Annotated in this window: 23 protein-coding genes; 10 read left to right on the top strand and 13 right to left on the bottom strand. The window is 52.8% G+C overall.

Features of this window, described 5'->3' with window-relative positions:
* Positions 1 to 4 precede the first annotated feature (4 nt).
* From RJ38_RS01790 to RJ38_RS01775, 4 genes are all read right to left on the bottom strand, one after another.
* Positions 5 to 2,704: a sensor histidine kinase gene (locus tag RJ38_RS01790; protein ID WP_039017205.1), complete on the bottom strand. Its 2,700-nt coding sequence runs from the start codon at positions 2,702 to 2,704 to the stop codon at positions 5 to 7.
* Positions 2,691 to 3,068 (bottom strand): hypothetical protein, encoded by a 378-nt coding sequence (locus RJ38_RS17920; RefSeq protein WP_052245129.1) that lies wholly within the window; start codon positions 3,066 to 3,068, stop codon positions 2,691 to 2,693. The genes RJ38_RS01790 and RJ38_RS17920 overlap by 14 nt, the downstream gene beginning before the upstream one ends.
* Positions 3,069 to 3,081: 13 nt before the next feature.
* Complete coding sequence (locus tag RJ38_RS01780; RefSeq protein ID WP_039017204.1) at positions 3,082 to 3,450, bottom strand: response regulator transcription factor; 369 nt, start codon at positions 3,448 to 3,450, stop codon at positions 3,082 to 3,084.
* 132 nt (positions 3,451 to 3,582) lie between these two features.
* Positions 3,583 to 4,953: a helix-turn-helix transcriptional regulator gene (locus RJ38_RS01775; RefSeq protein ID WP_039017203.1), complete on the bottom strand. Its 1,371-nt coding sequence runs from the start codon at positions 4,951 to 4,953 to the stop codon at positions 3,583 to 3,585.
* A 229-nt stretch (positions 4,954 to 5,182) separates the two neighbouring features.
* Here RJ38_RS01775 and RJ38_RS01770 point away from each other — a divergent pair, with 229 nt between their 5' ends.
* The 6 genes from RJ38_RS01770 to acs all read left to right on the top strand — a co-directional run bounded on the left by RJ38_RS01770 (position 5,183) and on the right by acs (position 12,413).
* Positions 5,183 to 6,526, top strand: a complete 1,344-nt coding sequence (locus RJ38_RS01770; protein WP_039017202.1) for a substrate-binding protein — start codon at positions 5,183 to 5,185, stop codon at positions 6,524 to 6,526.
* 114 nt (positions 6,527 to 6,640) lie between these two features.
* The gene (locus RJ38_RS01765) at positions 6,641 to 7,672 is read left to right on the top strand and encodes a branched-chain amino acid ABC transporter permease (RefSeq protein ID WP_039017201.1); all 1,032 of its coding nucleotides are present in this window, start codon (positions 6,641 to 6,643) and stop codon (positions 7,670 to 7,672) included.
* A 3-nt stretch (positions 7,673 to 7,675) separates the two neighbouring features.
* Complete coding sequence (locus RJ38_RS01760; protein ID WP_039017200.1) at positions 7,676 to 8,878, top strand: branched-chain amino acid ABC transporter permease; 1,203 nt, start codon at positions 7,676 to 7,678, stop codon at positions 8,876 to 8,878.
* A gap of 14 nt (positions 8,879 to 8,892) precedes the next feature.
* Positions 8,893 to 9,654 (top strand): ABC transporter ATP-binding protein, encoded by a 762-nt coding sequence (locus RJ38_RS01755; protein ID WP_039017199.1) that lies wholly within the window; start codon positions 8,893 to 8,895, stop codon positions 9,652 to 9,654.
* Between the two features lie 11 nt (positions 9,655 to 9,665).
* Entirely contained in the window at positions 9,666 to 10,400 is a 735-nt protein-coding gene (locus RJ38_RS01750; protein ID WP_039017198.1) for an ABC transporter ATP-binding protein, read from the top strand.
* A gap of 63 nt (positions 10,401 to 10,463) precedes the next feature.
* Positions 10,464 to 12,413, top strand: a complete 1,950-nt coding sequence (gene acs / locus RJ38_RS01745) for an acetate--CoA ligase (RefSeq protein ID WP_039017197.1) — start codon at positions 10,464 to 10,466, stop codon at positions 12,411 to 12,413.
* 90 nt (positions 12,414 to 12,503) lie between these two features.
* Here the strand turns inward: acs and ruvB are convergent, their stop codons facing one another.
* The 3 genes from ruvB to ruvC are packed head-to-tail and all read right to left on the bottom strand — an operon-like array spanning position 12,504 to position 14,746.
* Positions 12,504 to 13,556, bottom strand: coding sequence for a Holliday junction branch migration DNA helicase RuvB (ruvB, locus tag RJ38_RS01740; RefSeq protein ID WP_039017196.1), 1,053 nt, complete (start codon positions 13,554 to 13,556; stop codon positions 12,504 to 12,506).
* Between the two features lie 3 nt (positions 13,557 to 13,559).
* Positions 13,560 to 14,243, bottom strand: a complete 684-nt coding sequence (gene ruvA / locus RJ38_RS01735; RefSeq protein WP_039017195.1) for a Holliday junction branch migration protein RuvA — start codon at positions 14,241 to 14,243, stop codon at positions 13,560 to 13,562.
* Positions 14,240 to 14,746 carry a crossover junction endodeoxyribonuclease RuvC gene (gene ruvC / locus RJ38_RS01730; protein WP_039017194.1) on the bottom strand — a complete coding sequence of 169 codons (507 nt, stop codon included), beginning with the start codon at positions 14,744 to 14,746 and terminating at the stop codon, positions 14,240 to 14,242. Before ruvC ends, ruvA begins: the two co-directional genes overlap by 4 nt.
* A gap of 336 nt (positions 14,747 to 15,082) precedes the next feature.
* On the opposite strand from ruvC, the gene RJ38_RS01725 reads away from it, so the two are divergent.
* A complete protein-coding gene (locus RJ38_RS01725; protein WP_039017193.1) occupies positions 15,083 to 15,295 on the top strand; it encodes a DUF1127 domain-containing protein in 213 nt (70 codons plus the stop codon).
* 182 nt (positions 15,296 to 15,477) lie between these two features.
* On the opposite strand, the gene RJ38_RS18725 is transcribed toward RJ38_RS01725, so the two are convergent.
* From RJ38_RS18725 to RJ38_RS01705, 4 genes are all read right to left on the bottom strand, one after another.
* Complete coding sequence (locus RJ38_RS18725; RefSeq protein ID WP_156121718.1) at positions 15,478 to 15,684, bottom strand: hypothetical protein; 207 nt, start codon at positions 15,682 to 15,684, stop codon at positions 15,478 to 15,480.
* 273 nt (positions 15,685 to 15,957) lie between these two features.
* Positions 15,958 to 16,830, bottom strand: coding sequence for a 50S ribosomal protein L11 methyltransferase (locus RJ38_RS01715; protein ID WP_039017191.1), 873 nt, complete (start codon positions 16,828 to 16,830; stop codon positions 15,958 to 15,960).
* A gap of 12 nt (positions 16,831 to 16,842) precedes the next feature.
* Positions 16,843 to 18,072, bottom strand: a complete 1,230-nt coding sequence (locus RJ38_RS01710; protein WP_039017264.1) for an MFS transporter — start codon at positions 18,070 to 18,072, stop codon at positions 16,843 to 16,845.
* Positions 18,073 to 18,191: 119 nt separating this feature from the next.
* Positions 18,192 to 20,387, bottom strand: a complete 2,196-nt coding sequence (locus tag RJ38_RS01705) for a primosomal protein N' (protein WP_039017190.1) — start codon at positions 20,385 to 20,387, stop codon at positions 18,192 to 18,194.
* A 125-nt stretch (positions 20,388 to 20,512) separates the two neighbouring features.
* Between RJ38_RS01705 and RJ38_RS01700 the strand changes: the two genes are divergently transcribed.
* From RJ38_RS01700 to RJ38_RS01690, 3 genes are all read left to right on the top strand, one after another.
* Positions 20,513 to 21,220, top strand: coding sequence for a DUF484 family protein (locus RJ38_RS01700; protein WP_039017189.1), 708 nt, complete (start codon positions 20,513 to 20,515; stop codon positions 21,218 to 21,220).
* On the top strand, positions 21,217 to 22,176 hold the full coding sequence (locus tag RJ38_RS01695; RefSeq protein WP_039017188.1) for a tyrosine recombinase XerC: 960 nt from the start codon (positions 21,217 to 21,219) through the stop codon (positions 22,174 to 22,176). Before RJ38_RS01700 ends, RJ38_RS01695 begins: the two co-directional genes overlap by 4 nt.
* 75 nt (positions 22,177 to 22,251) lie before the next feature.
* Positions 22,252 to 22,947, top strand: a complete 696-nt coding sequence (locus tag RJ38_RS01690; RefSeq protein WP_039017187.1) for a CDP-alcohol phosphatidyltransferase family protein — start codon at positions 22,252 to 22,254, stop codon at positions 22,945 to 22,947.
* Between the two features lie 4 nt (positions 22,948 to 22,951).
* Here RJ38_RS01690 and RJ38_RS01685 read toward each other — a convergent pair whose 3' ends face one another.
* Positions 22,952 to 23,794 carry a DMT family transporter gene (locus RJ38_RS01685; protein ID WP_039017263.1) on the bottom strand — a complete coding sequence of 281 codons (843 nt, stop codon included), beginning with the start codon at positions 23,792 to 23,794 and terminating at the stop codon, positions 22,952 to 22,954.
* A gap of 162 nt (positions 23,795 to 23,956) precedes the next feature.
* A complete protein-coding gene (locus tag RJ38_RS01680) occupies positions 23,957 to 24,556 on the bottom strand; it encodes a hypothetical protein (protein ID WP_039017186.1) in 600 nt (199 codons plus the stop codon).
* Positions 24,557 to 24,563 lie beyond the last annotated feature (7 nt).

Below are 24,563 nucleotides of genomic sequence, written 5' to 3'. Positions count from 1 at the left end.
AAATCTAGGTCGCTGGTGGCTTTAGGGGCACGGTCACACGAAATGCAGTGCCAGACTCGCCCGGAAGATAGCCAACCGTTCCGCCAAGATTATTCATGATTTCCCGACAAATCGCCAACCCCAATCCTGCCCCGCCAGCCCGTGCATGGTCCGTAAGTCGTGCGAATTTTTCAAACACCAAAGGTTGTTGATGGGATGGTATCCCTTCACCATTGTCGCTGAAATCGATGGCCACATTCTGGCCCATTACAGCAACCGAGATCGACAGAACCGGCTGCGCAGCAGTACAGTATTTTCGCGCATTCGAGATCAAATTGATGAACACCTGACTGAGACGGTCACCATCGGTTATCAACTGTAGATCTTCTTGATTTCTATTGCGTATAATCTCGAACGTGGTTTCGCTGCCGTCGCCAAATACCGACACCAAAGCGGCGGCAGCAGAACGATCAAGCACATCCGACAGAACGACTGTCTCGCAATTCAACGCCACCTGGCCATTTTCAAGCACAGACAGATCCAAAAGATCATCAAGCAGACGCGTCAGTCGAAGCGTTTCGTCATGGATAATCGACGCGTATCTGTGTTGATCATGCGGTTCCAACATGTCCATATCACGCAGAATTTCAGAGAACGCCCGAATGGACGTCATTGGCGTGCGTAACTCATGGCTGATCTGCGATAAAAACGCATCCTTTTGCACCGAAAGGCGGGTCAGTTTTTCATTCGCTTCGGACAACTGGCGCGCCGTACGCCCTAGTTCTGCAGATTTGGCCTCAAGCTGGTTGGAATATTCCATAATTTCAGCCGCTTCATCCGCAACTGCCATCAGGTCCTGCACCGACACAGACGCGCCTTCGGCTATTTGCCCAATCATCGCATGCGCCGTGGCAGATCCAACTGACCCTGCCAGTTCACGTTCCAGTCGTTCTAAAAACGCGGGCGAGCTGTCGGGAAGATGGTCAATCTTGCCTTGGGCCTTGGCTTCATTTTCGAACAGCTGTCGTGCCTGCTGCGCCCCCAAAATACGCTGTGACATAACCAAAAGATCATCTGCACCTGCCCCGCCTGAGGTCCATCCACGCGGCCCCTGACTGTGTTCAAATACATTGACAAATTGGACCCCCTGAAGGCGCTCCACAGGGTTAGGAAAAGTGAACAGAGAGACGACAAAAAACACAAGGAAGTTCAAAAGCATAGACCAGACAATCGCATGTACAACCGGATCAAGGCCGCTGGTGCCAAACAAGCCCTGTGGGCGTAGTACCTCAAAGCCAAACAGCCCGTTTTGCATGATGGCAACTGACAAAACGCCGCCCCCCGCAATTGATGGTAAGAACAGCGTGTAAAGCCAGACGCTAAAGCCGGTGATCAGCCCAGCTGCCGCAGCAATGCGCGTAGCCCGTCGCCAGAACAACCCACCGAGCAGCACAGGCAAAACTTGGGCGACACCAACGAAGGAGATCAACCCGATAGACGCCAAAGCCGCGCCGCCGCCCGAGAAACGGTAATAGGCGTATCCCAACCCAACCACCACGGTGATCGACACTCGGCGCGCGGTCAAAACCACTCGTCTTAGGTCACCAGAAACTGTCGCACCCGGGGGCCGCATAGACAGCCATACAGGCATCACGATGTGGTTTGAAACCATGGTCGATAAAGCAATTGCGGCCACAATAACCATCGAAGTCGCCGAGGAAAACCCGCCCAGGAAACTGAGCAACGCCAATCCGTCTTTTCCCTGTGACAGGGGCAACGTCAATACAAACAAATCGGGGTTGGAACCGCGTGGCATCAAATCCAACCCGACCACAGCGATGGGCAGGACGAAAAGGCTCATCAACATCAGGTATAATGGAAAAGCCCAGCCTGCCATCGCAAGGTTACGTTCGTCGGCGTTCTCGACCACCATCACTTGAAACATACGTGGCAGACAAAGGAATGCGGCAGCCGACAGAAAGATCAAAGCAGCCCAGCGCCCAGGCCGGATCTCCCATGCGGCAATCGGGCTCGCGTCAATCCGCGCCAAAATATCAGCAGGCCCCTCCGCGATGCCCCAAACCACAAATGCACCAACAGACAGCAACGCGACAAGCTTGACAATTGCTTCAAACGCGATGGCCGTGACGACCCCATGGTGACGTTCATTCGCGTCCAAATTTCGGGTGCCAAATAAAACCGTAAACAGGGTTAACCCAATCGCAACCCACAGTGCCGTTGACGCCAAATCTGCTTGGGCGAACCCCGCTGACATATCGCGTGAAAACACCGAGAACGACAGGGTAACCGATTGAAGTTGCAGTGCAATATAGGGTGTTGTCCCGACAACTGCCAGCAAAGTCACCAATACTCCAAGCAGGTTAGACTTGCCAAATCGGGACGAAATCAGATCCGCAATCGACGTAATGCGCTGCGCACGCCCAATGCGAACAAGCCGCCGCAAAAGCCACCACCAGCCGACCATTACCAAGGTCGGGCCGAGATAGATCGTCACGTATTCAAGTCCAGATCGTGCAGCGTTTCCCACGGCACCATAAAAGGTCCAAGCCGTGCAATAAATCGATAGAGAAAGCGTGTAGACCAAAGGGGATCGCAACCAATTCAGGCGCCCTTGGGCCGCACGTCTATCCGCATAAAATGCGATGCCAAACAAGAAGACAACATAAGCCAGACAGACCGCGATAAGAATATTAAAGCTGACCATGATTCCGCCTCGCATCGGAACGCGATGCGCGATTGGGCGACACAGTTTGTGTCTCGTCTTGTGCCGTGGGCTGGGCGAGCGTTTCCTCACGTGCACGCAGTAAATGTGACACCCAGAACGAGAAAACTATCAGCAAGCACCAAGCCAGAAACAGATACAACATCGCACCTGACGCAGAAATACTGTCACGCCCCGATGATACCAAAATCGGTACAAGAAACATCAGTAAACCAAGTATTGGCAACAAGTTAGCTGCGTCCATCGCGCGTTTACGGCGATAGCTCTCCCACTCCAAGAACAGGCGCGACGGTGGGCTGGATACCAACGGGTCATCTGGCAATGTGTTGCGCGGATCTTCTGACATTAAGCCTCCAACTTCATGCCTCAGCCAATTCGCGCACAGCGGCGATCATATCGGTATTTGAAAACGGTTTGGTCATAAAACGCGACACCCCATATTGTTCGGCCAACTCGCGGTCTTTAGTCTGGCCACGCGCCGTCAACATCATGACAGGCAGGTCCCGTGTCGCTTGAGATGCCCGCAGATCACGCAGGATATCAAACCCCGAGCGTTTGGGCAGCATCACATCCAGCACGATCAAGTCAGGTTGGTGTTTTTGCACGGCTTCAAGGGCAGTATCCCCTCGGCCATGAGTTTCGACACGCCAGCCATCCCGCGCCAACAGAAAACGAATTGCCTCAACTATATTGGGCTCATCTTCGATCAATAATACGGTTTTTCCCAAGTCATCCCCCCTTGCCGGTCTACTCCCCAGACCAGCGTGCCTTTGTGGATGTGCACATGGCATCATCACATCATCGGTGGCCAACTATTGTCGGAAAACCGCGCCGTGTCAAAAGCCATCTGTTGCGGCATTTCACACCGCCCCACCCAAGATTGCTGGCTCTCGTCGCGCAGGGCAATCCGAAATCATGCAAATTCGGCAGCTTGAGCCAATATCCAACATCACCCCTCCCGCTTCCTGCATCGCTTTCTTTTCCAAACTATCCTGAGGGATCAACAACATGTGCCCACCTCGAACCACAGCTCCACCAAAGCCACCATGCTGTTTGCGCCACCCCCAAGACAAAGCGACAAAGCGCGGAAAATCGGCATCACCGGCCCGCCCCTGACTTTGACCAATCTGATTAACCAGCAACTCACCCGGCGTCACAAGCGCGCTGAACAACGGCCAACGTGCGCATGCGCCATCAAAACTGGGCACATTGAACCCATTCAGCGCTTTGCGACAGGTCAGATTTCCGGCGGCATCACAAGATACCAATCCAACATCGGAAACCCGTTCGGTGGGCGGTAGCGTTGCAAAGCGTTGGAAGACCTCTTCAACCGAAACATCAAACTGATCCGCCAATAAAATCGGATCCCAACCGCATGTAATTAAGGCTTTAGAAAAACTTTCGACTGGCATTTTTTGACTCAAAATCCACCACGACATAAATCGATTCACAGCCATTTCCCGAACCGCGCTCGATGTCAGTTCAGGGGCTGCGTGCGCAAGGTCTTGCGCCACAGTCTGTGCTTGGCGCTCGGTCAAATCGCTTTGTTCAAACCCTGCGACGTGCCACCCCATTCGCCCGAAGCACTTATCCAATTCGGCCTGAGGCGAGCTAAGGTTTTGATCCACATCTCCCGCATCATCCAAATATTTTACAAGCGATGCGGCACTTTCAGCCAAACGCCGTGCATCTTCATCTAGGTTCTTTTGAAACCGTTCTTGCCAAACGGTGTCTAGGCCCCCACCACCAGTCAAAATACCCGAGGTCGATCGGATCGCAGTCACAGTCGTTAAAACCTCGTGCAAAGCTTCGGACAAATGCGGGTCATGGGTCATGCGATCCGACAGCACTTCAATTGTGCGCTCAAGTTCTGTCACACGACGCTGGGTTTGCACCAATGTATCGGCCCAACCAGGGAAACGACTGGCGAAATCATCAATGCGATCCAGTTCCGGTTGCGCCTTGCCTTCATGCCCCGCAAACCCACTGCGCAATTCCCCCAACAACGAGGTTTGCGCGTCCTCAGAAAGATGCTTAGCCTCAATCCCGAGACCGGCCGCGATGTCAAACAATAGCTTCCCCGCGATTCTGCGGCGATTGTGTTCAATCAAGTTCAGGTAAGACGGCGAAATCCCCGCGCGTTCCGCTAGGTCAACCTGGCGCAGACCAATATCGGTGCGGCGTTGGCGAATTCGGGTCCCTGTCAGGATGCGGGCGTTGTCACGTGTCATCGTCTATCACCTTGATTTTTCACAAACTCCCGCAAGGTTTGGAAATTTTTTTACAAGTTTTCACATTGTGCTGTGTATTTCTTTACAAGAATTTTCTTTTGTTGAAGTGATTTATTGTGAAATTTTCATACCCGAGGCGATAATACCACACGCCTGTAAAAGGCAGCACTCGCAGAAACGGTGGAGGAACCTGATCTGCAATCAGTGCATTTCATAAAGGGAGGAATACATGTCTAAGCTTATAACAAACCGTCGTGGTGTCCTGCGAGGAGGTGCCGCTTTGGGTGCTGGCCTGGCAATGCCGACGATCTTCACCGCGTCATCCGCCGCAGCCTTCACCAATGATCCAACCGGCTCAACCGTGACGCTGGGCTTCAACGTGCCACAGTCCGGCCCCTACGCTGATGAGGGCGCAGACGAACTTCGCGCCTATGAACTTGCTGTTGAGCACCTGAACGGTGGCGGCGACGGCGGCATGATGAACACCTTCAGCTCTAAGGTGCTGGATGGTACAGGCATCATGGGTAAAAAAGTTGAATATGTTACGGGTGATACGCAGACGAAATCTGACGCCGCCCGCGCCTCTGCCCGGTCCATGATCGAAAAAGACGGCGCTGTCATGATCACTGGCGGCTCAAGCTCTGGTGTTGCGATTGCGGTTCAAGGCCTCTGTCAGGAAGCTGGCGTGATCTTCATGGCCGGCCTAACCCACTCAAACGACACCACAGGCAAAGACAAAAAAGCCAATGGTTTCCGTCACTTCTTTAACGGTTACATGTCTGCTGCGGCGCTTGCACCTGTTTTGGCAGCGCGTTACGGCACTGACCGGACAGCCTATCACCTGACCGCTGACTATACATGGGGTTGGACACAAGAAGAATCCATCGCAGCTGCCACCGAGGCCATGGGCTGGAACACAGTTGAGAAAGTACGCACGCCGCTGGCGTCTACCGATTTTTCATCCTATATCGCACCGGTTCTGAATTCAGGCGCGGATGTTTTGGTTCTGAACCACTACGGCGGCAACATGGTGAATTCCTTGACCAACGCTGTGCAGTTCGGCCTACGTGAAAAAGTTGTGAACGGCAAAAACTTCGAAATCGTTGTACCGCTGTATTCCCGCCTGATGGCGCGCGGTGCAGGTGCAAACGTTAAGGGCATCTTTGGCTCAACCAACTGGCACTGGTCGCTGACCGATGAAGGTTCACAAGCCTTTGTACGCAGCTTTGGTACGAAATACGGCTTCCCACCAAGCCAGGCGGCGCACACTGTTTATTGTCAAACACTTCTATACGCAGATGCGGTTCAGCGCGCGGGTTCATTCAACCCATGTGCAGTTGCAGAAGCGCTGGAAGGCTATGACTTTGATGGTCTCGGCAACGGTCCAACACATTACCGTGCTGGCGATCACCAGTGCTTTAAAGACGTGTTGGTTGTGAAGGGTAAAGAGAACCCAGAAAACGAATTCGATCTTCTCGAAATCGTTGAAATCACGCCACGTGCGCAGGTTGAATACGCTGTAGATCACCCAATGTTCGCTGGTGGCGAATTGGGCGCTTGCAACGGCGGATAATTTTCCCACCCTGCCGCAGAACCTCCGTGGCAGGCACTTTATGACGGAGCCAGGCATCCACTGTCTTGGCGGCCTCGGCTTCGTCTCTTTTTTCTAAATTTTGGGTGGCATGAGATGGACGTGATCCTTCTACAAATTCTCAATGGTCTAGATAAGGGATCGGCCTATGCCTTGATCGCCCTTGGCCTGACCTTGATCTTCGGCACGCTTGGTGTAGTGAACTTTGCCCATGGCGCATTGTTCATGATCGGCGCCTTCTGTTCCGTAACAGTGCAGCGCATTCTATCGCTGTCGTTTGAAACCATTGATCCAACCAAGGTCGATTTTCTGGGCAACCCCGCCACGGTAAAGACGCCTTATGTGATGGAATGGTTTGGCGAAAGCACAGGTGCCTCGATCATCGATTGGTCCGTACCGCTGGCCATCCTATTTTCGATCCCCATTATGATCACTGTTGGTTTCATCATGGAACGTGGCCTGATCAAACATTTCTACAAACGCCCCCATGCGGATCAGATCCTTGTGACCTTTGGCCTTGCGATTGTTCTGCAAGAAGTGATCAAAGCCTTTTACGGCGCGAACCCAATCCCAACCCCCGCCCCTGCGGCCTTTACCGGATCCTTTGACTTTGGCTTGCTGCTAGGTTTTGCGGAAAACACCATCATCTATCCGTACTGGCGCATGGTTTACTTTGCCTTCTCGTTGGTTGTGATCGGCGGCGTCTTTAGCTTCCTGCAATTCACAACCTTTGGCATGGTTGTGCGCGCTGGCATGGCGGATCGCGAAACTGTTGGCCTTCTGGGCATCGACATCGACAAACGGTTCACCTTCATGTTCGGCCTTGCCGCCGCCGTCGCGGGTGTTGCGGGCGTCATGTATGCCCCGATCAATTCCCCGAATTACCACATGGGCATGGATTTTCTTGTTCTAAGCTTCGTGGTGGTGGTTGTCGGTGGCATGGGCAGCTTGCCCGGCGCGGTCCTTGCCGGCTTCATGTTGGGCATTCTGGAAAGCTTTGCATCCATGAATATGATCAAAAACATCATCCCAGGTATTGACCAAATCATCATCTACTTGGTCGCCATTCTGATCTTGCTTACACGCCCTCGCGGGTTGATGGGGCGCAAAGGCGTGATGGAGGAATAACCCATGCTAGGTCTAAATCAACGGGACACAAAGTTCCTTATAATCGTGATCGCGCTGACAGTGTTCACCCCGATCCTTCTGCAACCATTCCCAACCGACAGCGGGCTTGCCCAATTCAACGCGGGCTATCCTGACTTGATGCAACGCTTTGCAATCTTTGGGATTTTTGCCATTGGCTTTAACATTCTATTCGGGCTGACCGGTTATCTATCCTTCGGTCACGCCGCCTTCTTGGGTGTGGGCTCTTATTCCACCGTCTGGATGTTCAAACTGCTGAATTACAATGTGTTGCCCGGTCTTGTCTTGGCGATCATCGTCTCTGGCCTGTTTGCCCTGCTGATCGGTTTTGTGTCGCTGCGCCGTTCTGGGATCTACTTTTCGATCCTGACATTGGCCTTCGCCCAGATGAGCTTCAACCTTGCATATTCCGTGTTAACCCCGATCACCAATGGTGAAACAGGTCTGCAGGTTTACAATGACGACCCACAAATCCTGATGGGCGAAAACGGCATCACCACGACGCATTTCTTCGGCTTCAAGATGAATTCCAGCTGGATCATGGATCTTGGCCCTTGGCAGTTTACCTTTAACTTTGGGTATTACTTCTGTGCCGTTATCGCGATCTTGGCCTTCTACCTTAGCCTGCGCATCTTCCGTTCCCCTTTCGGATTGATGTTGCGTGCGGTGAAATCCAACCAGCAACGTATGAACTACACCGGCGTTTCCTCGCGTCCCTATACGCTTGCGGCTTTCGTTATTTCTGGCATGTATGCGGGTCTGGCTGGTGGTTTACTTGCCTCAATGGATCCCCTTGCTGGTGCGGAACGTATGCAATGGACCGCCTCAGGCGAAGTCGTCTTGATGACCATTCTTGGCGGCGCGGGCACCATGATGGGCCCCGTTCTTGGCGCAGGTTTCATCAAGTATTTTGAGAACATCTTTTCAAAGATCAACGACCAGGTTCTGCACGGTTGGTTCGCCTTCCTGCCCGATGGTTTGGAAAACGCGCTGGTTTGGTTGCTGCACCCATTTGTGGGCAAAGGCTGGCACCTGACCCTGGGTCTGTTGTTCATGCTGGTTGTGGTTTTCTTGCCCGGTGGGCTGGTCGAACTTGGCCAACGCATCCGCAACATGTTCCGCAAAAAACCTGACGCCAATGACGACAGCAACCATAAACCGCAACAATCGCCACATGTGGCCGAATAAGGAGGGCTGATCTAATGGGTCTTCTCGAAGTCAAAGACGTCGGCAAGCGGTTTGGAGGTCTCCAGGCGCTGTCAAATGTTAACCTTTCCGTTCAGGAAAACACGGTTCATGCGATCATCGGACCCAACGGGGCAGGCAAGTCTACTTTGCTGAACTGTCTCATTGGGAAACTGATCCCGGATACCGGGTCTGTTACCTTCCAAGGGCAATCCGTTCTGGGTAAGAAACCGCATGAAATCAACCAACTGGGCATTTCACGCATCTTCCAAACACCTGAGATCTTCGGCGATCTCACCGTGCTGGAAAACGTGTTGATCCCCTGTTTTGCCAAACGCGACGGATCCTTCCGCCTGCATGCTTTTGAAACCGTTGAGGCCGAAAAAGATCTTAACGAAAAAGCCTTGGCCATGCTGGAAGACGTGAACATGCAAGACAAGCTGCATATGCAGGCGTCTAGCCTGTCACGTGGGGACAAACGCCGTCTGGAAATGGCGATGTCACTGGTGCAAGATCCCAAGCTTTTGCTGCTGGATGAACCAACGGCAGGCATGGCACGCGCGGACACCAACAGCACGATTGATCTGCTCAAAGAGATCAAGGAAAAGCGCGATATCACCATGGCGATCATCGAACATGACATGCATGTTGTGTTCTCGCTGGCGGAACGGATCACCGTTTTGGCGCAAGGCACGCCATTGGTTGAAGACACGCCAGACAACATCCGTGATCACCCCAAGGTGCGTGAAGCCTACCTTGGCGAAACACAGCAGACGTAAAGGACGCGAACATGTCACAAAAAGCAAAAACCGCATCCGCACCCGCCTATTTCTCTGTCTGGGATCTGCACGCATATTACGGCGAAAGCTATATCGTGCAGGGCGTGTCCTTTAACGTCCACGAAGGCGAAATCTTGGCCCTTCTCGGGCGCAATGGCGCGGGCAAAACATCGACCCTACGTGCGATTGCCCGACTGGATGACCCAATGGTCACCCATGGCGAGATTTGGCTTGATCACCAACATCTGCATTCCATGAAAAGTCACCAAGCGGCCCAGGCTGGCATGGCATTGGTGCCGGAAGATCGCCGCATCATTCAGGGCCTGACCGTGGAAGAAAACCTGCAATTGGCCCAAATCATGGAACCGGTGGGTTGGTCGATTGAACGTCTGTATGATTTATTTCCTCGTCTTGGTGAGCGCCGCAAACAAGAAGGCACCACGCTTTCTGGTGGTGAACAGCAGATGCTTGCCATCGCGCGCGCCCTTGCACGTGACGTGAAAGTCCTGCTTCTGGATGAACCATATGAAGGCCTAGCCCCTGTTATCGTTGATGAAATTGAGAACACCCTCAATATCATTAAGGCGCAGGGCATCACCACCGTGATCGTGGAACAGAACGCTGTGCGCGCTTTGAACCTCGCGGATCGCGCGGTGATCTTGGACACCGGCAGTGTCGTATTTGATGGAACAGCGCAAGAAGTGCTTGATAACGAGGCGCTACGCGCCGAATATCTCGCCATCTGACCGGAACAAATTCCGGCAACGGGGGGCCAGTCCCCCCGCGCCCACAACAGGGAAACGGAAGAAATGACTGACAAAATGTACCCCCCGGCAGCGGATTTCGCAGCCAGCGCCCATGCTGACAAAGCAACCTACGAAAAGATGTATGCGGAATCGATCTCTGATCCAGATGCGTTCTGGGGCGAGCAAGGCAAGCGTATTGACTGGATGAAACCTTACACAAAGATTAAAAACACCAGCTTTGAGCCGGGCAACATCGATATCCGTTGGTATGAAGACGGCACAATGAATGTCGCCGCGAACTGTATTGACCGTCATTTGGCGGAACGTGGCGATCAAACCGCCATCATCTGGGAAGCCGACAGCCCCGATACGCCCGCGCGCCATATCTCTTATAAAGAACTACATGAAAACACCTGCCGCATGGCAAATGTGCTGAAGGACCTTGGCGTCAAGAAAGGCCACCGTGTCATTCTTTACCTGCCGATGATCCCAGAAGCAGCCTATGCCATGTTGGCCTGTGCGCGTCTTGGCGCGGTTCATTCCATTGTTTTCGCGGGCTTTTCACCAGACGCCTTGGCAAACCGCATCAATGATTGTGACGCACGCGTCGTGATCACCGCAGACGAAGCCCCCCGTGGTGGTCGCGTAACAGCTTTGAAATCCAACACCGATGCCGCATTGCTGCACTGTAAAGACAGCGTGAAAATGTTGGTGGTGAAACACACTGGTGGCCAAACGACTTGGACGCAAGATCGTGATTATGATTACAACGCAATGGCGGCTGACGTGTCCCCAGATTGCCCTGCGGAAGAAATGAACGCCGAAGATCCGCTGTTCGTTTTGTATACATCAGGTTCCACCGGAAAACCAAAGGGCGTTGTACATTCATCCGGCGGTTATCTTGTCTATGCGGCGATGACCCATCAATACACCTTTGACTATCATGATGGTGACGTCTTCTGGTGTACGGCGGACGTGGGTTGGGTCACGGGCCACAGCTATATCGTCTATGGTCCATTGGCCAATGGCGCGACCACTTTGATGTTTGAAGGCGTGCCAACTTACCCGGATGCATCCCGTTTTTGGCAGGTCTGCGAAAAGCACAAGGTCAACCAATTCTACACCGCCCCAACAGCTATTCGTGCTTTGATGGCTTATGGCGAAGACTTTGTAACCAAATGCGATTTATCCGATATCAAGGTTCTTGGCACCGTGGGGGAACCCATCAATCCCGAAGCTTGGAATTGGTATAACGACGTGGTTGGCAAGGGCACAAAGCCCATCGTAGACACCTGGTGGCAGACGGAAACGGGCGGCCACTTGATGACACCACTGCCCGGCGCGACTGCGACCAAACCGGGGTCTTGCACCTTGCCGTTCTTTGGCATTACACCCGTGATGCTTGATCCCACATCAGGCGTCGAAATCACCGAAACTGAGGCAGAAGGCGTGCTGTGCATGCGTGACAGCTGGCCGGGTCAAATGCGCACGGTTTATGGCGATCATGAACGGTTCGAGAAAACCTATTTCAGCGACTATAAGGGCTATTACTTTACCGGGGATGGCGCGCGTCGCGACAGCGACGGCTATTACTGGATCACCGGGCGCGTCGATGATGTGATCAACGTCTCAGGCCACCGCATGGGCACAGCCGAAGTTGAATCAGCTTTGGTCGCCCACGCCAAAGTGGCCGAGGCCGCGGTTGTTGGTTATCCTCATGATATCAAAGGGCAAGGCATCTATGCCTATGTCACTTTAATGAACGGCGTTGAACCAACAGATGAGCTTCGCAAAGAGCTTGAAAAATGGGTCCGCACCGAGATCGGTCCAATTGCGAAACCGGACCTGATCCAATGGGCACCGGGCCTGCCAAAAACCCGTTCAGGTAAGATCATGCGTCGCATTCTGCGCAAGATCGCGGAAAACGATTTTGGCGCACTTGGTGACACTTCAACACTGGCAGAACCCGCTGTCGTGGATGAATTGATTGAGAATAGGATGAACCGTCAATAACGACGCGCGACATCCAAATGAGAAACCCGCCGCTCTCTCCCCGGCGGGTTTCTTTTTGACCGAAACACGATCAACATCGATCCAAACTGATCAACCTTCAAACAGATCCGGCATTTGACTGCGCGGTGGCGTGACCTCTGGGGCTGCCATGCCTAGGTGAGTCCATGCTTTTTGCGCCAACATTCGGCCGCGTGGGGTGCGTTGGATCAAGCCTTGTTGCAAAAGATAAGGCTCAATCACATCTTCCAGCGCATCGCGGCTTTCCGACAAGGCGGCGCACATGGTTTCCACACCAACCGGACCGCCCTGATAGTTTTCCGCAATCACACGCAGATATCGACGGTCCGCCCCATCAAGACCTAGGTGATCCACACCAAGCCGTTGCAATGCGCCATCGGCAATTTCTTGAGTGATAATGCCATCGGCCTCAACCACGGCGAAATCCACAACACGGCGCAGCAATCGGCCCGCAATACGCGGCGTACCACGGGCACGTTTGGCGATTTCAAGCGCGCCGCCCGAGGTCGCCTCGACCCCCATTTTACGTGCACCCCGGGTGACGATTTCATGCAATTCTTGCGTGGTGTAGAATTGCAAACGGATCGGAATGCCAAAACGATCACGCAGGGGTGTCGTCAACAGGCCAAGGCGCGTCGTGGCTCCGACCAGCGTGAAGGGTTGAAGTTCAATGCGTACGGTGCGTGCGGCAGGACCTTCTCCGATCACCAGATCAAGTTCAAAATCCTCAAGCGCAGGATACAGGATCTCTTCCACCACCGGGTTCATGCGATGGATTTCATCAATGAACAACACGTCGCGCGCTTCTAAGTTGGTCAGGATCGCGGCCAGGTCACCGGCCTTGGCCAACACTGGCCCAGACGTCATCTTGAAGTTCACCCCAAGTTCACGCGCCATAATCTGTGACAGGGTCGTTTTCCCAAGACCGGGAGGGCCATGAAACAACGCGTGATCCATCGGCTCGCCACGACGGCGCGCACTTTCGATAAAGATCTTCAGGTTTGATCGCGCCTCAGCCTGACCGATGAAATCATCGAGCATTTGCGGACGCATGGCACGGTCAAATTCGGGCTTGGCTTCGCCCTCCATCGGGGTTGGGCGCAGGTGTGGGTCTGGCTGGTCCATGGGTTATCCTTTAGGCGCCAAAAGCTTTAACGCTTCCCGGATCAAAGTGGAGGTATCGGCATCCGCATTGTCACTGGCAGCTTGCGCCACAGCCGACGTCGCATCCGCAGGCGCATACCCAAGGTTCCCCAGCGCTGACAATGCATCGGCTTGGGCTGCGGCACTTGTATTGCGTTTGCTTGGCTTGGCTGCTTTGGGCTGGGAGGCGACAGGCGCATCCTCAATCACACTGTCATCAATGACCGGCGCAGATAGGTTGTCATCGACAGTGCCAAGCGCCATGACGGCATAGGCTTTGTCTTTCAATTCGTTCACCACGCGTTGCGCGATTTTAGGGCCAACACCAGGGGCTGCCTTCACCGACGCCCAATCCCCAAGCGCGATCGCGCGACCAATGCCATTGGGGCCAAGCGTACCAAGGATCGCCATAGATGCCTTCGCGCCAATCCCCTGCACCGAGATCAACAAACGGTGCCATTCCTTTTCTTGCAGCGACAGAAAACCAAACAACTGCAAATTATCTTCCCGCACCAACAGTTCTGTATATAGTGCACACCCCTCACCCAATGCGGGCAATGACGCCATGGTGCGATCTGATACATAGACAAGATAGCCCACGCCGCGCACGTCGATCAATACATGGTCTGCCGCGCGGTAATTCAGAATGCCTGCGATACGTCCAATCATGAGGTGGCCTTTTGTAATGCGGCCTGAATGCGACCAGATGATTGCATATGATAGCTGTGACACATGGCAATGGCGAGGGCATCAGCAGCATCCGGCCCCGCGATCTTCACGCCTGGCAATTGCATCTTCACCATATGTTCGACTTGGTTCTTATCCGCATGCCCCACACCCACCACAGATTTTTTAACCGAATTCGGGGCGTATTCCCCCACTTGCAAACCTGCACGCGCAGGCACAAGCATTGCAATGCCCCGTGCCTGCCCCAGCTTCAGCGTGCCCGCGCCATCTTTATTAACGAAAGTTTTCTCGACCGCTGCCGTGTCAGGCTGCCACATCTCGATCACTTCGGACAATTGATCAAACAACGACAGCAAACGCGGGGCCAAATCGGTGCCCGTTGAGTGACAAATACCATTGGCGATATGAGTGAGTCGGCTTCCATCCACCGAAATCATCCCCCAACCAAGGTTTCGCAGCCCTGGATCGATGCCTAAAACACGCATTTTTGCCGCCCTGTATAAATTTATTCAGTTTTTTCTGTTGAATTCGGAGTAGCACGAAACGCGAACATTTGCCAATTGCAAAAACACGACCACACGATGTGATACCGATAACAGGCCCAATACCGACCCAAAAACGACATCCGCAATTCTGTCACCGACAGAATGAACAGCTGTGGCATTACCCTTTATTTACAAGGACCAAACTGAAAGAACACCTATGCAAAAATTGCATAAAAGGCATGCAAAAAACGCGCTTGTCGAAGTTAAACGTCACAACTAAGTGGGGGTTAGAAACAACGCGCATAGATCAGCGCCCCAATCTGAAGGAATAGACAGATGGCAGTAATCGATCACACCCGTTCAGCGGTCGTCACCCAACCCTTCGGTGGGTTCGCAGAAACTCTACGTGCAACCGTTGCTGGCTTTCAAGCTTGGAACGACACACGCATCACACGGAAATCTCTGTCTTCGCTCAGCGATCACGAGTTGGCAGACATCGGCATTGACCGCAGCGACATCGACGCTGTTGCACGCAAGATGAAGCGCTAAGAATTTAGCCAAGCTTCAAAGGCTATACGAAGCTTCAAAGGCTATACGATCCGATGCCGCGTTCATCAGATCACAAAACCATAACGCCCACTCTGAAAATCAGAGATGGGCGTTTTTCTTTACCTATTCCAACCCTATGGATCTAGCACAGTATCAGTTCCACCCGATCCAACAACATGGGTCTAGGAAATGTCATCTGCATAAAACAGAGGCCTCATCTTATCAGAGATCCAAAGGCTAAGCGGGTCAACTTGCATCAAATATGCCCCGATACGTTCAGATTTATTGCCCTGCGCCAATATCGCCGTTCGTTCGGAATATTTGGCCTCTCCCAAGGCAGCGAAAATTGCGGCTTTAAAGACAAGGCCAAGAACCAAAAATAAGATCATAAATTTCCAAGGAAATCGAATTCTACGGGGTGGATGTGCTGAAATGAGCCCATCTTTCCCCATTTTGGTTACATATCCGTTTGCCATCTTTTTGTGCCGCTTGGTAATACGGCCCAATCTTTCATCAAATGGTTCAGCTTGAAATTCTCGCATGAATAGCTCCAGACACCAATACGCTCACGGGTTACCAATTCACTCGAAACGAAGACATAATCCTCCTGAATTGTGTCATAATTGTGTCCAGCCGCCTTACTCTGAAAAACGGGCTGTTACTTAATGCGACTTTTGCAAAATCAACGTTGTCCACTCACCAATTTCAGTACGCTCAACAAGATTGATGCCGTTCTCAGCGTAAACAGAAATAACCTCGTCAGCTTGATCATTCAAAATTCCCGAAAGAATCGCATATCCACCAGGGGCAATAAATTCAGCAATATCAGGCGCTAAGCCAATTAACGGAGCTTTGAGGATATTGGCAAATACCAAATCATAAGGGGCGGCATTTTCGATATCATCATGGGCAAAACCTGCGGCTTCGATACATTCCACACGCCCCACAAGATCATTTGCCGCGACATTTGCTGCCGCCACGTCAACAGCCTGCTGGTCAATATCGCTGGCACGTACGTTTTCTGGCCAAGTGCGGGCGGCCGCCATAGCCAAAACAGCTGTACCACATCCCACGTCAATGCAGTTTTTCGCATGAAACCCTTCGCCAATCAGACGATCCAAGGCCTTCAGACAACCCAAAGTCGTGCCATGATGCCCGGTGCCGAAGGCCATCGCCGCCTCAATCAACAAAGGTTCGCAATCGGCAGGAACTTTATCCGCATCATGGCTGCCATAGACAAAGAAACGGCCCGCCTCGACCGGGGCCAATTCACGGCGTACATGCGCAACCCAATCGGTTTCAGGCAGTTCTGACACCACGAAGGATTTCGCGTCAAATGCCATCGCCAACAACGCAAGCCCGGCTTGATCAGGGTCTTCTAGGAAATACCCCCCAACTTCCCAAACACCTGAGCCATCTTCGACTTCAAAAACGCCAACGCCATAAGGTTCGGGGTTCAGACGTTCCAACGCTTCGCCAAGATTCTCGGCTTTTGACTTGTCGGACAAGGTTGTGAAGGCTGTGAAAGTAGGCATGTGTTCGTCCGATCAATGTGTAGGTTGTGCAGCACGCGCCGCAAAGATGGTTTCATGTCCCGGTTCTGGATGACGCGGGATCAAAAGCGCCAAAAGGAAGCTGCCACAGGCAATGCCTGCCGCAAAAACGAAGACCGCCGCAGGTGAAATCACCCAAAGCAGACCCAAGAGCACGGGCAAAAACACCGCGCTGATATGGTTGATGGTGAAAGCCACGGCCGCGGTCGGTGCGATGTCTCCGGGGTCCGCGATTTTTTGAAAATAGGTCTTCAAAGCAAGCGCGAGCGCAAAGAAAATATGATCCACCACATAAAGCGCCGATGCAATGACCCAGCCCCAATGGAAGAAATAGATCCCCCCATATAGCGAAAACACGACAATTAGCCCCGCATATTCAAACAGCAGCGCTCGGCGTTCTCCCCAATATGCTACAACATGGCCCATAATAGGCGCAAAGATCATCGTTGCTGTGAGATTGATCAGGTAAAGCTTTGTAATTTCATGCACTTTAAAGCCAAACAATTCGACCATCATGAAACCTGCAAATACAATAAAGATTTGTCGGCGCGCACCTGCAAAGAATTGCAATGCGTAATACAGCCAATACCGCTTACGCAGGATCAATTGCTTTTTTTGCGGATGTGGTGCTTCGAATTGTGGATATGCAAAGAATGCAAAAACCGCGAGGCCCGCCGTAATTCCACCCGACAACAAATAGACAAAATTATATGATAGATCGAAAGCCTTCCACGTTAATACGATCAGGATATAGGCCGCAGCCGTGGCTGCGGACCCGGCAGATCTAAGCCAGCCCAATGTTTGTGGAGCCTTCGATTTATCAATCCATTGCAATTGCAGCGATTGGTTTACTGTTTCGTAATAATGGAACCCGATGGAGCTGAGCATCGTGATGGTCAAAATTCCGCCATAGCTTGGAAATTGCGCAGTCACGGCGGTCGCAACGCCTAGCATTAATAGTGACACAATCCCAAGTACTTGCTCGCGCATGAACATCAAGATTGCGATCACGCCAATGGCCAGGAAACCTGGAATTTCGCGGACCGAGTGCAGAACCCCGATCTCTTTGCCGGTGAAATTTGCGAAATCGATCACGAAGTTATTCAGCAAAGCCGACCAAGTCGAAAAGGCTATGGGCATGGCCGCAGCCATCAGGAACAACAGCGTTATGGGCCTGCGCCAAAGCGGTAGGTTTTGCGCATCAGAGAGGGTCACGTTTTTCATGCCTTTCGCCATACGCCTGTTTTGCGAGAAGGGAAAGGGGAAGCCCCCTCAAGAAACATTGCACCACCTGCAAGCCATATGCCGTAAGCTTTGTTGCCCAAGTTGGGTAGACAACAAGATCAGAAAAAATTGACGGGATCGATATCGACGGCCAGCCGGATCGCGTTGGGCACGCGGAATTGATTGACCCATTGGCTAATGGCATGTTGCAAGGGGGCAGACTTATCGGATTTGATCAGCATGCGCACCCGGTGACGACCACGCACCCGGGCAATTGGGGCGGGGGCCGGTCCAAAAACCTGTGCTCCAATGGATTGTAGCGGGCCGTCACGGCGGGCCATTTCACCAGCGAATTCAAAGACCTGCTGTGCGTCTTCGGCCGATAGGATAATCCCCGCCAGTCGACCAAATGGCGGCACCGCGGCCTGCTGGCGCTCGCCGCATTCAGTTCGCCAAAACCCCTCTTCATCGCCCGACAGAATTGCACGGATTACCGGATGTTCGGGCTGAAAGGTCTGCAACATGGCAACACCAGGTTTTTCACTGCGCCCTGCACGGCCTGCGACCTGGCGCATCAGCTGAAATGTGCGTTCGGCCGCCCGCAAATCTGATCCTTGCAAGCCCAGATCAGCATCGATGACCCCCACCAAAGTAAGATGTGGGAAATTATGACCTTTTGCGACCAATTGAGTTCCAACAATAATGTCCGCTTCGCCCGCTGCGATGCTTTCTATGCGTTCTTTCAAGGCACGCGCAGATCCGAACAAATCGGACGACAAGGTCGTGACGCGGGCATCGGGAAAGCGTTCTGCCACTTCTTCAGCGAGGCGTTCTACCCCTGGACCAACCGGGGCCATTTTCCCTTCAACTTCGCAGGATGGGCAGGTATCTGGCACGGGTTTGCTTTCACCACATTGATGGCAAATCAAACGGTTTTGGAAACGATGTTCGACCATACGCGCATCGCAAAAATCACACCCCACCTGCTGCCCACAGGCACGGCAAACGGTTGTGGGCGCATAGCCGCGACGGTTGATGAACAAAAGCGCCTGCTCGCCCGCTTTCATCCGTGTTTCGACCGCATTGGCAAGGCTTGGCGAGATCCAATGGCTGGCCGGAAGTTTTTCCTGGCGCATATCAATGGCGCGCATCTCAGGCATTTCCGCGACGCCATAGCGCGCAGTCAAATTCACACGGTTGTACTTCCCGGTCTGAGCATTGTTCCAAGTTTCCAGCGAAGGCGTTGCAGAAGCCAAAATCACCGATGCGGAGCACAGGCTCGCGCGTAAAACTGCCATGTCGCGGGCATTGTACAGCACGCCCTCTTCTTGCTTGTAAGATCCATCATGTTCCTCATCTACAATGATCAGCCCAAGGTCACGGAAGGGTAAAAACAACGCCGAACGCGCGCCAACAACCAGTTCTGCGCCACCTTCGCCCACCATACGCCAGGTACGGCGGCGATCGGTCATGGTTACACCCGAATGCCATTCCGCCGGACGTGCACCAAACCGGGCCTGTACACGTGTCAGAAATTCAGCAGTCAAAGCAATCTCAGGCAACAGGACCAAGGCTTGACGCCCTTTCCTCAGGCAGGTCGCTATGGCCTCCATGTAGGTTTCGGTCTTGCCGGACCCCGTGACACCCTTCAAAAGCGTCGTGTTATAGCGACCCGTTTCCACACTGGCACATAGCGCAGCCGAGGCCTCAGCTTGTTCCGGCGAAAGAATAATGCCACCAAAATTCGGGTCTAAGGTGGGGAAAGGAACATCCCTGGGTGCGTCAAATTCTTGTACAACACCTTGTTTTACAAGCCCCTTCACAACTGTCGGCCCTGTGTCAGCCAATGTCGCCAATTCTTTCAGCGTAAAGGCTGCACCGCCATGATCTTTCAGAATTTGCAACACCCGAGTGCGCGCATCAGTCACGCGGTCAGGCGTCCCCGTACCCAGCCGATAAATCTTTCGCATTGATGGCGGACTCATCAATCCAGGCGCGCGAGTCGCGAGGCGCAACATCTGCGATATTGGCGTTAAAGTGTAAGCGCCCGAGCGGGTTAGAAAATCGCGCATCTCGGTGCGCATAGGGGCGACATCCATCACACGTGTTGCTGCGCGAATTTTTGCCGGGTTAAAACGTCCTTCGCCCGCGCCCCAAACCACACCCAACACCTTACGTGGACCCAGAGGCACTTCAACAAATGCCCCTTCGAAACAGCCTCCTTCAGGTGCCTTATAGTCCAAAAAGCGGTCTATTGGTTCCGCCGTCAAAACACTGATCAGACCACCTTCGGGGAAAAAACTTTGTTCTGTCAAAACGATACGGCCCCCTGCAGGTGTTTCTTGATGTGTCTATCGACAGTTTTACAAAAAAATCTGTAAATTTTTTGTTATTCTTGCTATAGCTGGAAAAAATCAAACAATCGAGTGCAGTAACAGGTATGAGCGACACAGCCGAAAGCGCAGAACTTTTGCGTGAAAAAATCATGTCCGAACCCGAAGTGGTTCTGGAAGACCCCGATGTGATGCGCGCCCTCATTAGCGCTGACGAAGGCCGGATGGGCAACAATGTTGTGGATCTACGGTCGGTCGCAATGGGGCGTCTAGAAACCCGTCTTGGCCAGCTGGAAGACACCCATCAAACGGTTATTTCTGCCGCCTACGAGAACCTCGCAGGGACCAATCAGGTGCACCGCGCAGTTTTGAAGATGTTAGACCCTCTCAATTTTGAGGATTTTCTACTCAACCTAGGTGGCGAAGTTTCTGAAATCTTGCGTGTGGATTCCGTACGGTTGGTGCTTGAAACCCATCAGGAGGAAACTGATGCATCTCTTGATCGTCTCGGCACGGTTCTTGCCGCCGCCGCACCAGGCGTGATTGCCGGGTATCTCGGCGCAACGGATGAAGAAACCCAGCGCAAAGTGACCCTGCGCAGCGTTTCAGATGGTGCCGATTGGCTTTACCTTGAAGGCGATGGGCATATCCAATCTGAAGCCGCAATGTTGCTTGATTTCGGGCCGGGGAAATTGCCAGGGATGCTATTGATGGGGGCACAAGACCCCGATCAATTTCAACCGTCCCAAGGCACCGACCTTCTGACATTTTTTGCAGGCGTGCTTGAACGGTCCATGCGACGCTGGCTGGCATGAGTGCCAAACCGACAGAGCTTGATCACCATATAATTGCGCCTGCCCTGTCGGATCTGCTGGCACGTTGGTTGACAACGGACAGTGCCCTTGGGCGCATTTCGGCGAACACAGTTACGGCCTATCAAAACGATTTGCTGCTGTTTTTCGCATTTCTGTCAAACCACATGGAAGGCGCGCGTGGTGTCGAAATGTTGCGAGATATCTCTGTGACGGATATGCGTTCCTTCATGGCGCATGAGAAAAATCGTGGTATTTCAGCTCGTTCCTTGGCGCGCGAGCTATCCGCTGTCAAAAGCTTCTATCGTTGGTTTTCAGAACGTGACGACTTTGACGCAACGGCTGTGATGATGACCCGCGCACCAAAATTTCACAATAAGTTGCCTCGCCCCTTGGGCAAAGATGCTGCGAAAGCCGTGCTTGAAACTGCGGCAATGCAATCGGACGAACCTTGGGTTCAAGCCCGTGATGTTGCTGTTTTGACCCTGCTTTATGGCTGTGGATTGCGGATTTCAGAGGCGCTCAGCCTGACCTTTGCAGACGTGCCATTGACCGACAAACTGCATATTCGCGGCAAAGGTGACAAAGACCGCATTGTGCCTGTCATTCCCACCGCGCGCCAAGCTGTGGCGCGTTATGTTGCGGTATGGCCAGGATCTGACGCTGCTGATCAAGCGTTATTTCGAGGCGTACGAGGTGGCCCTCTGTTGGCGCGCCAAGTACAAAAGACACTGGAAAATGTACGCATGCAGCTTGGCCTTCCGGCAAGTGTTACCCCCCATGCCATGCGCCATTCTTTTGCCACGCATTTGTTAAGCGCCGGCGGGGATCTGCGGTCTATCCAAGAACTGTTGGGGCATGCGTCGCTCGCGTCGACAGAAGCCTATACAGCCGTTGATACAGCGCGTTTGCTTGAGGTTTATGAAGACGCTCACCCGCGGAGCGCGCCCGAAAAATAACAGGGTCCTGGCATTTCGTTTAGCCCAAGTTAATTGTTGCGTTGCCTTCACTCGTAAGATGCGGCATGAGGGGCTATGACCCAAAAAATCAAAGCATATTCCGTACATCTTCTCACGGCGACTGGGGCTGTTTTTGCCATGCTCGCCATGCTTGCAGCCGTTGACGAAAAATGGAGCCTGATGTTTGTCTGGCTGGTCGTGGCCTTTGCTGTCGACGGCATCGATGGCCCCCTTGCCCGACGTTTTGACGTAAAAACCAACGCACCAATCTATGATGGTGTTTTGTTGGACTTGATCATCGACTACCTCACTTATGTCTTTGTTCCCACCTATGCTTTGTTTAAATCGGGTCTCCTTGATGGTTGGTCTGGATGGCTTTCGATCATCGTGATCACCTTCACATCGGCGCTGTATTATTCAGATAGCCGCATGAAAACAGACGATAATTCTTTCTCTGGGTTTCCTGGATGCTGGAACATGGTGATCTTGGTTCTTTTTGCAACCGCGCCAAGTTGGCAGGTTATTCTGTTCATCGTCTTGGCATTTTCAGTCGCGATGTTCTTGCCCATCAAATTCGTCCACCCCATGCGCACCGAGCGCTGGCGCACACTAACAGCCCCTATGGCAATTGCTTGGACCGGATTTGCAGGTTGGGCGGCGATGGTTGAATTCCACCCAGAAAGCTGGGCCCTCTGGGGATTGATCATCACCAGTATTTACCTCGCCCTCGCCGGGATCGCACAAAGCTTAATCCCCGCCCGTAGCGTTTAAATAATCAATACGGCAGGCGCGTGATAACCACACCTGCTACGATCAGCAAAGCCGAAATCGCTTTTCCACGCGACATTTTTTCGCCAAAAACCAGCCATCCCAGTAGAACCGCGAATAGGATCGATGTCTCTCGCATTGCTGTAACAAGCGCGATCGGTGCCTGTGTCATGGCCCAAACCGCAATGATGTAGGATGTGTAGGATGCAGCCGCACCGCACATACCCAATAGCCAAGTTTTACGATTAATGCGTAAAATGGATGTGCCATGCACGCTGATCATCAAGGCAGGATATGTCACCGCAGCTATTACAAAAAGCCATCCGACATAGGCAACAGCATTGTCCATCTCTCGCGCCCCCAGGCCGTCCACAATTGAATATCCAGCTGTGGCGAAGGCAGATCCGATGGCGAACGGCAACATTTTGCGCGACTCTCCTGATGTGAAAACACCCCGCGCCATAAGGACAATACCTACCCCCAACAGCCCGATACCCACATAGCTGGACAACGACAGATATTCCCCCAAAGCAATGCCGTTCACCAGAAGAACCAGCATGGGTGCGCCACCACGTGCGATGGGATACACACGGGACAAATCCCCCTGCTGGTAAGCATAACCAAGGAAGAACTGATAGGCCGTATGAAAGGTCGCGGACCCCAACAACCAAAGCCAAACTGTTCCCTCGGGCATGGGCTGAGTGGCAATCGTGATCAAACCAATCACCCCATGGCCAAGCGCCATCACCATCATACCCGCGAGCTTGTTATCCCCCGTCTTGATGAGCGCGTTCCAGCTGGCGTGCAACAGAGCCGCCATAAGAATTGAGACAAAAATAAAGGCTGACATTTCCGGCACCTCAAGCATATGTGGCAGTTGCCCAAGCTGAAGCCTATTCGCCTAATCGGTGCAATCGAAATTGTCATAAATCTGCAGCATTGATCCGATCTCACCCAAACGCTGCGTAAATATCACGACGCCACAGAAAGTTGCCTGAAGGATAGATCCAGTTCATCCGCCGATCCGCAATATCTGGTCAAACTGCACATCGCGCAAGGGTTTCCAACCCTCATCCACCGTAATGCTACGTAGAATCAAACCAACATCTGGGGCATAAAATTTCACCATGCGAATTGTGCCATAACCCTCAAGTTCCATACGTTCATGAAACTGACGCACAGGGTACCTACAGCGGCCAATGGTTACATGATCAAAGCGTTCCACCACCCATGTCACCCGACCGTTAACCTCGACCCCATCCGACATTGTCAACGTAACATTCCGTTCAATACGTCGGCCCGGAACCAAGGCATCTAATTCTGCAGCGCTCGCATCATATTGTAATGACATGTGGTCGTTTCCTGCGTCGCTCCAGCGTTCAGACACCATCAGCGGATGACCATAGCGCGCATGAATAACCCGCCCCTGCGCGCTGCGTGCCTCTGACAACATGCCATCATTTTGTTGAAAAACTGTGTTGAAATTATCTTGATCACGCTGCAACCTGATCCCTTGATCCAAATCAGACACATCGGGGCAAGCCGCGCCATATGCGGGCATCCCAAAACAGATCACAAAGATTGCAAAACGGGCACGCAAAACCCCAAGCATGTCACCC

The organism is Halocynthiibacter namhaensis (assembly GCF_000812685.1).
Taxonomy (GTDB): Bacteria; Pseudomonadota; Alphaproteobacteria; order Rhodobacterales; family Rhodobacteraceae; genus Halocynthiibacter; species Halocynthiibacter namhaensis.
This window is presented reverse-complemented; position numbering and strand designations above follow the sequence as displayed.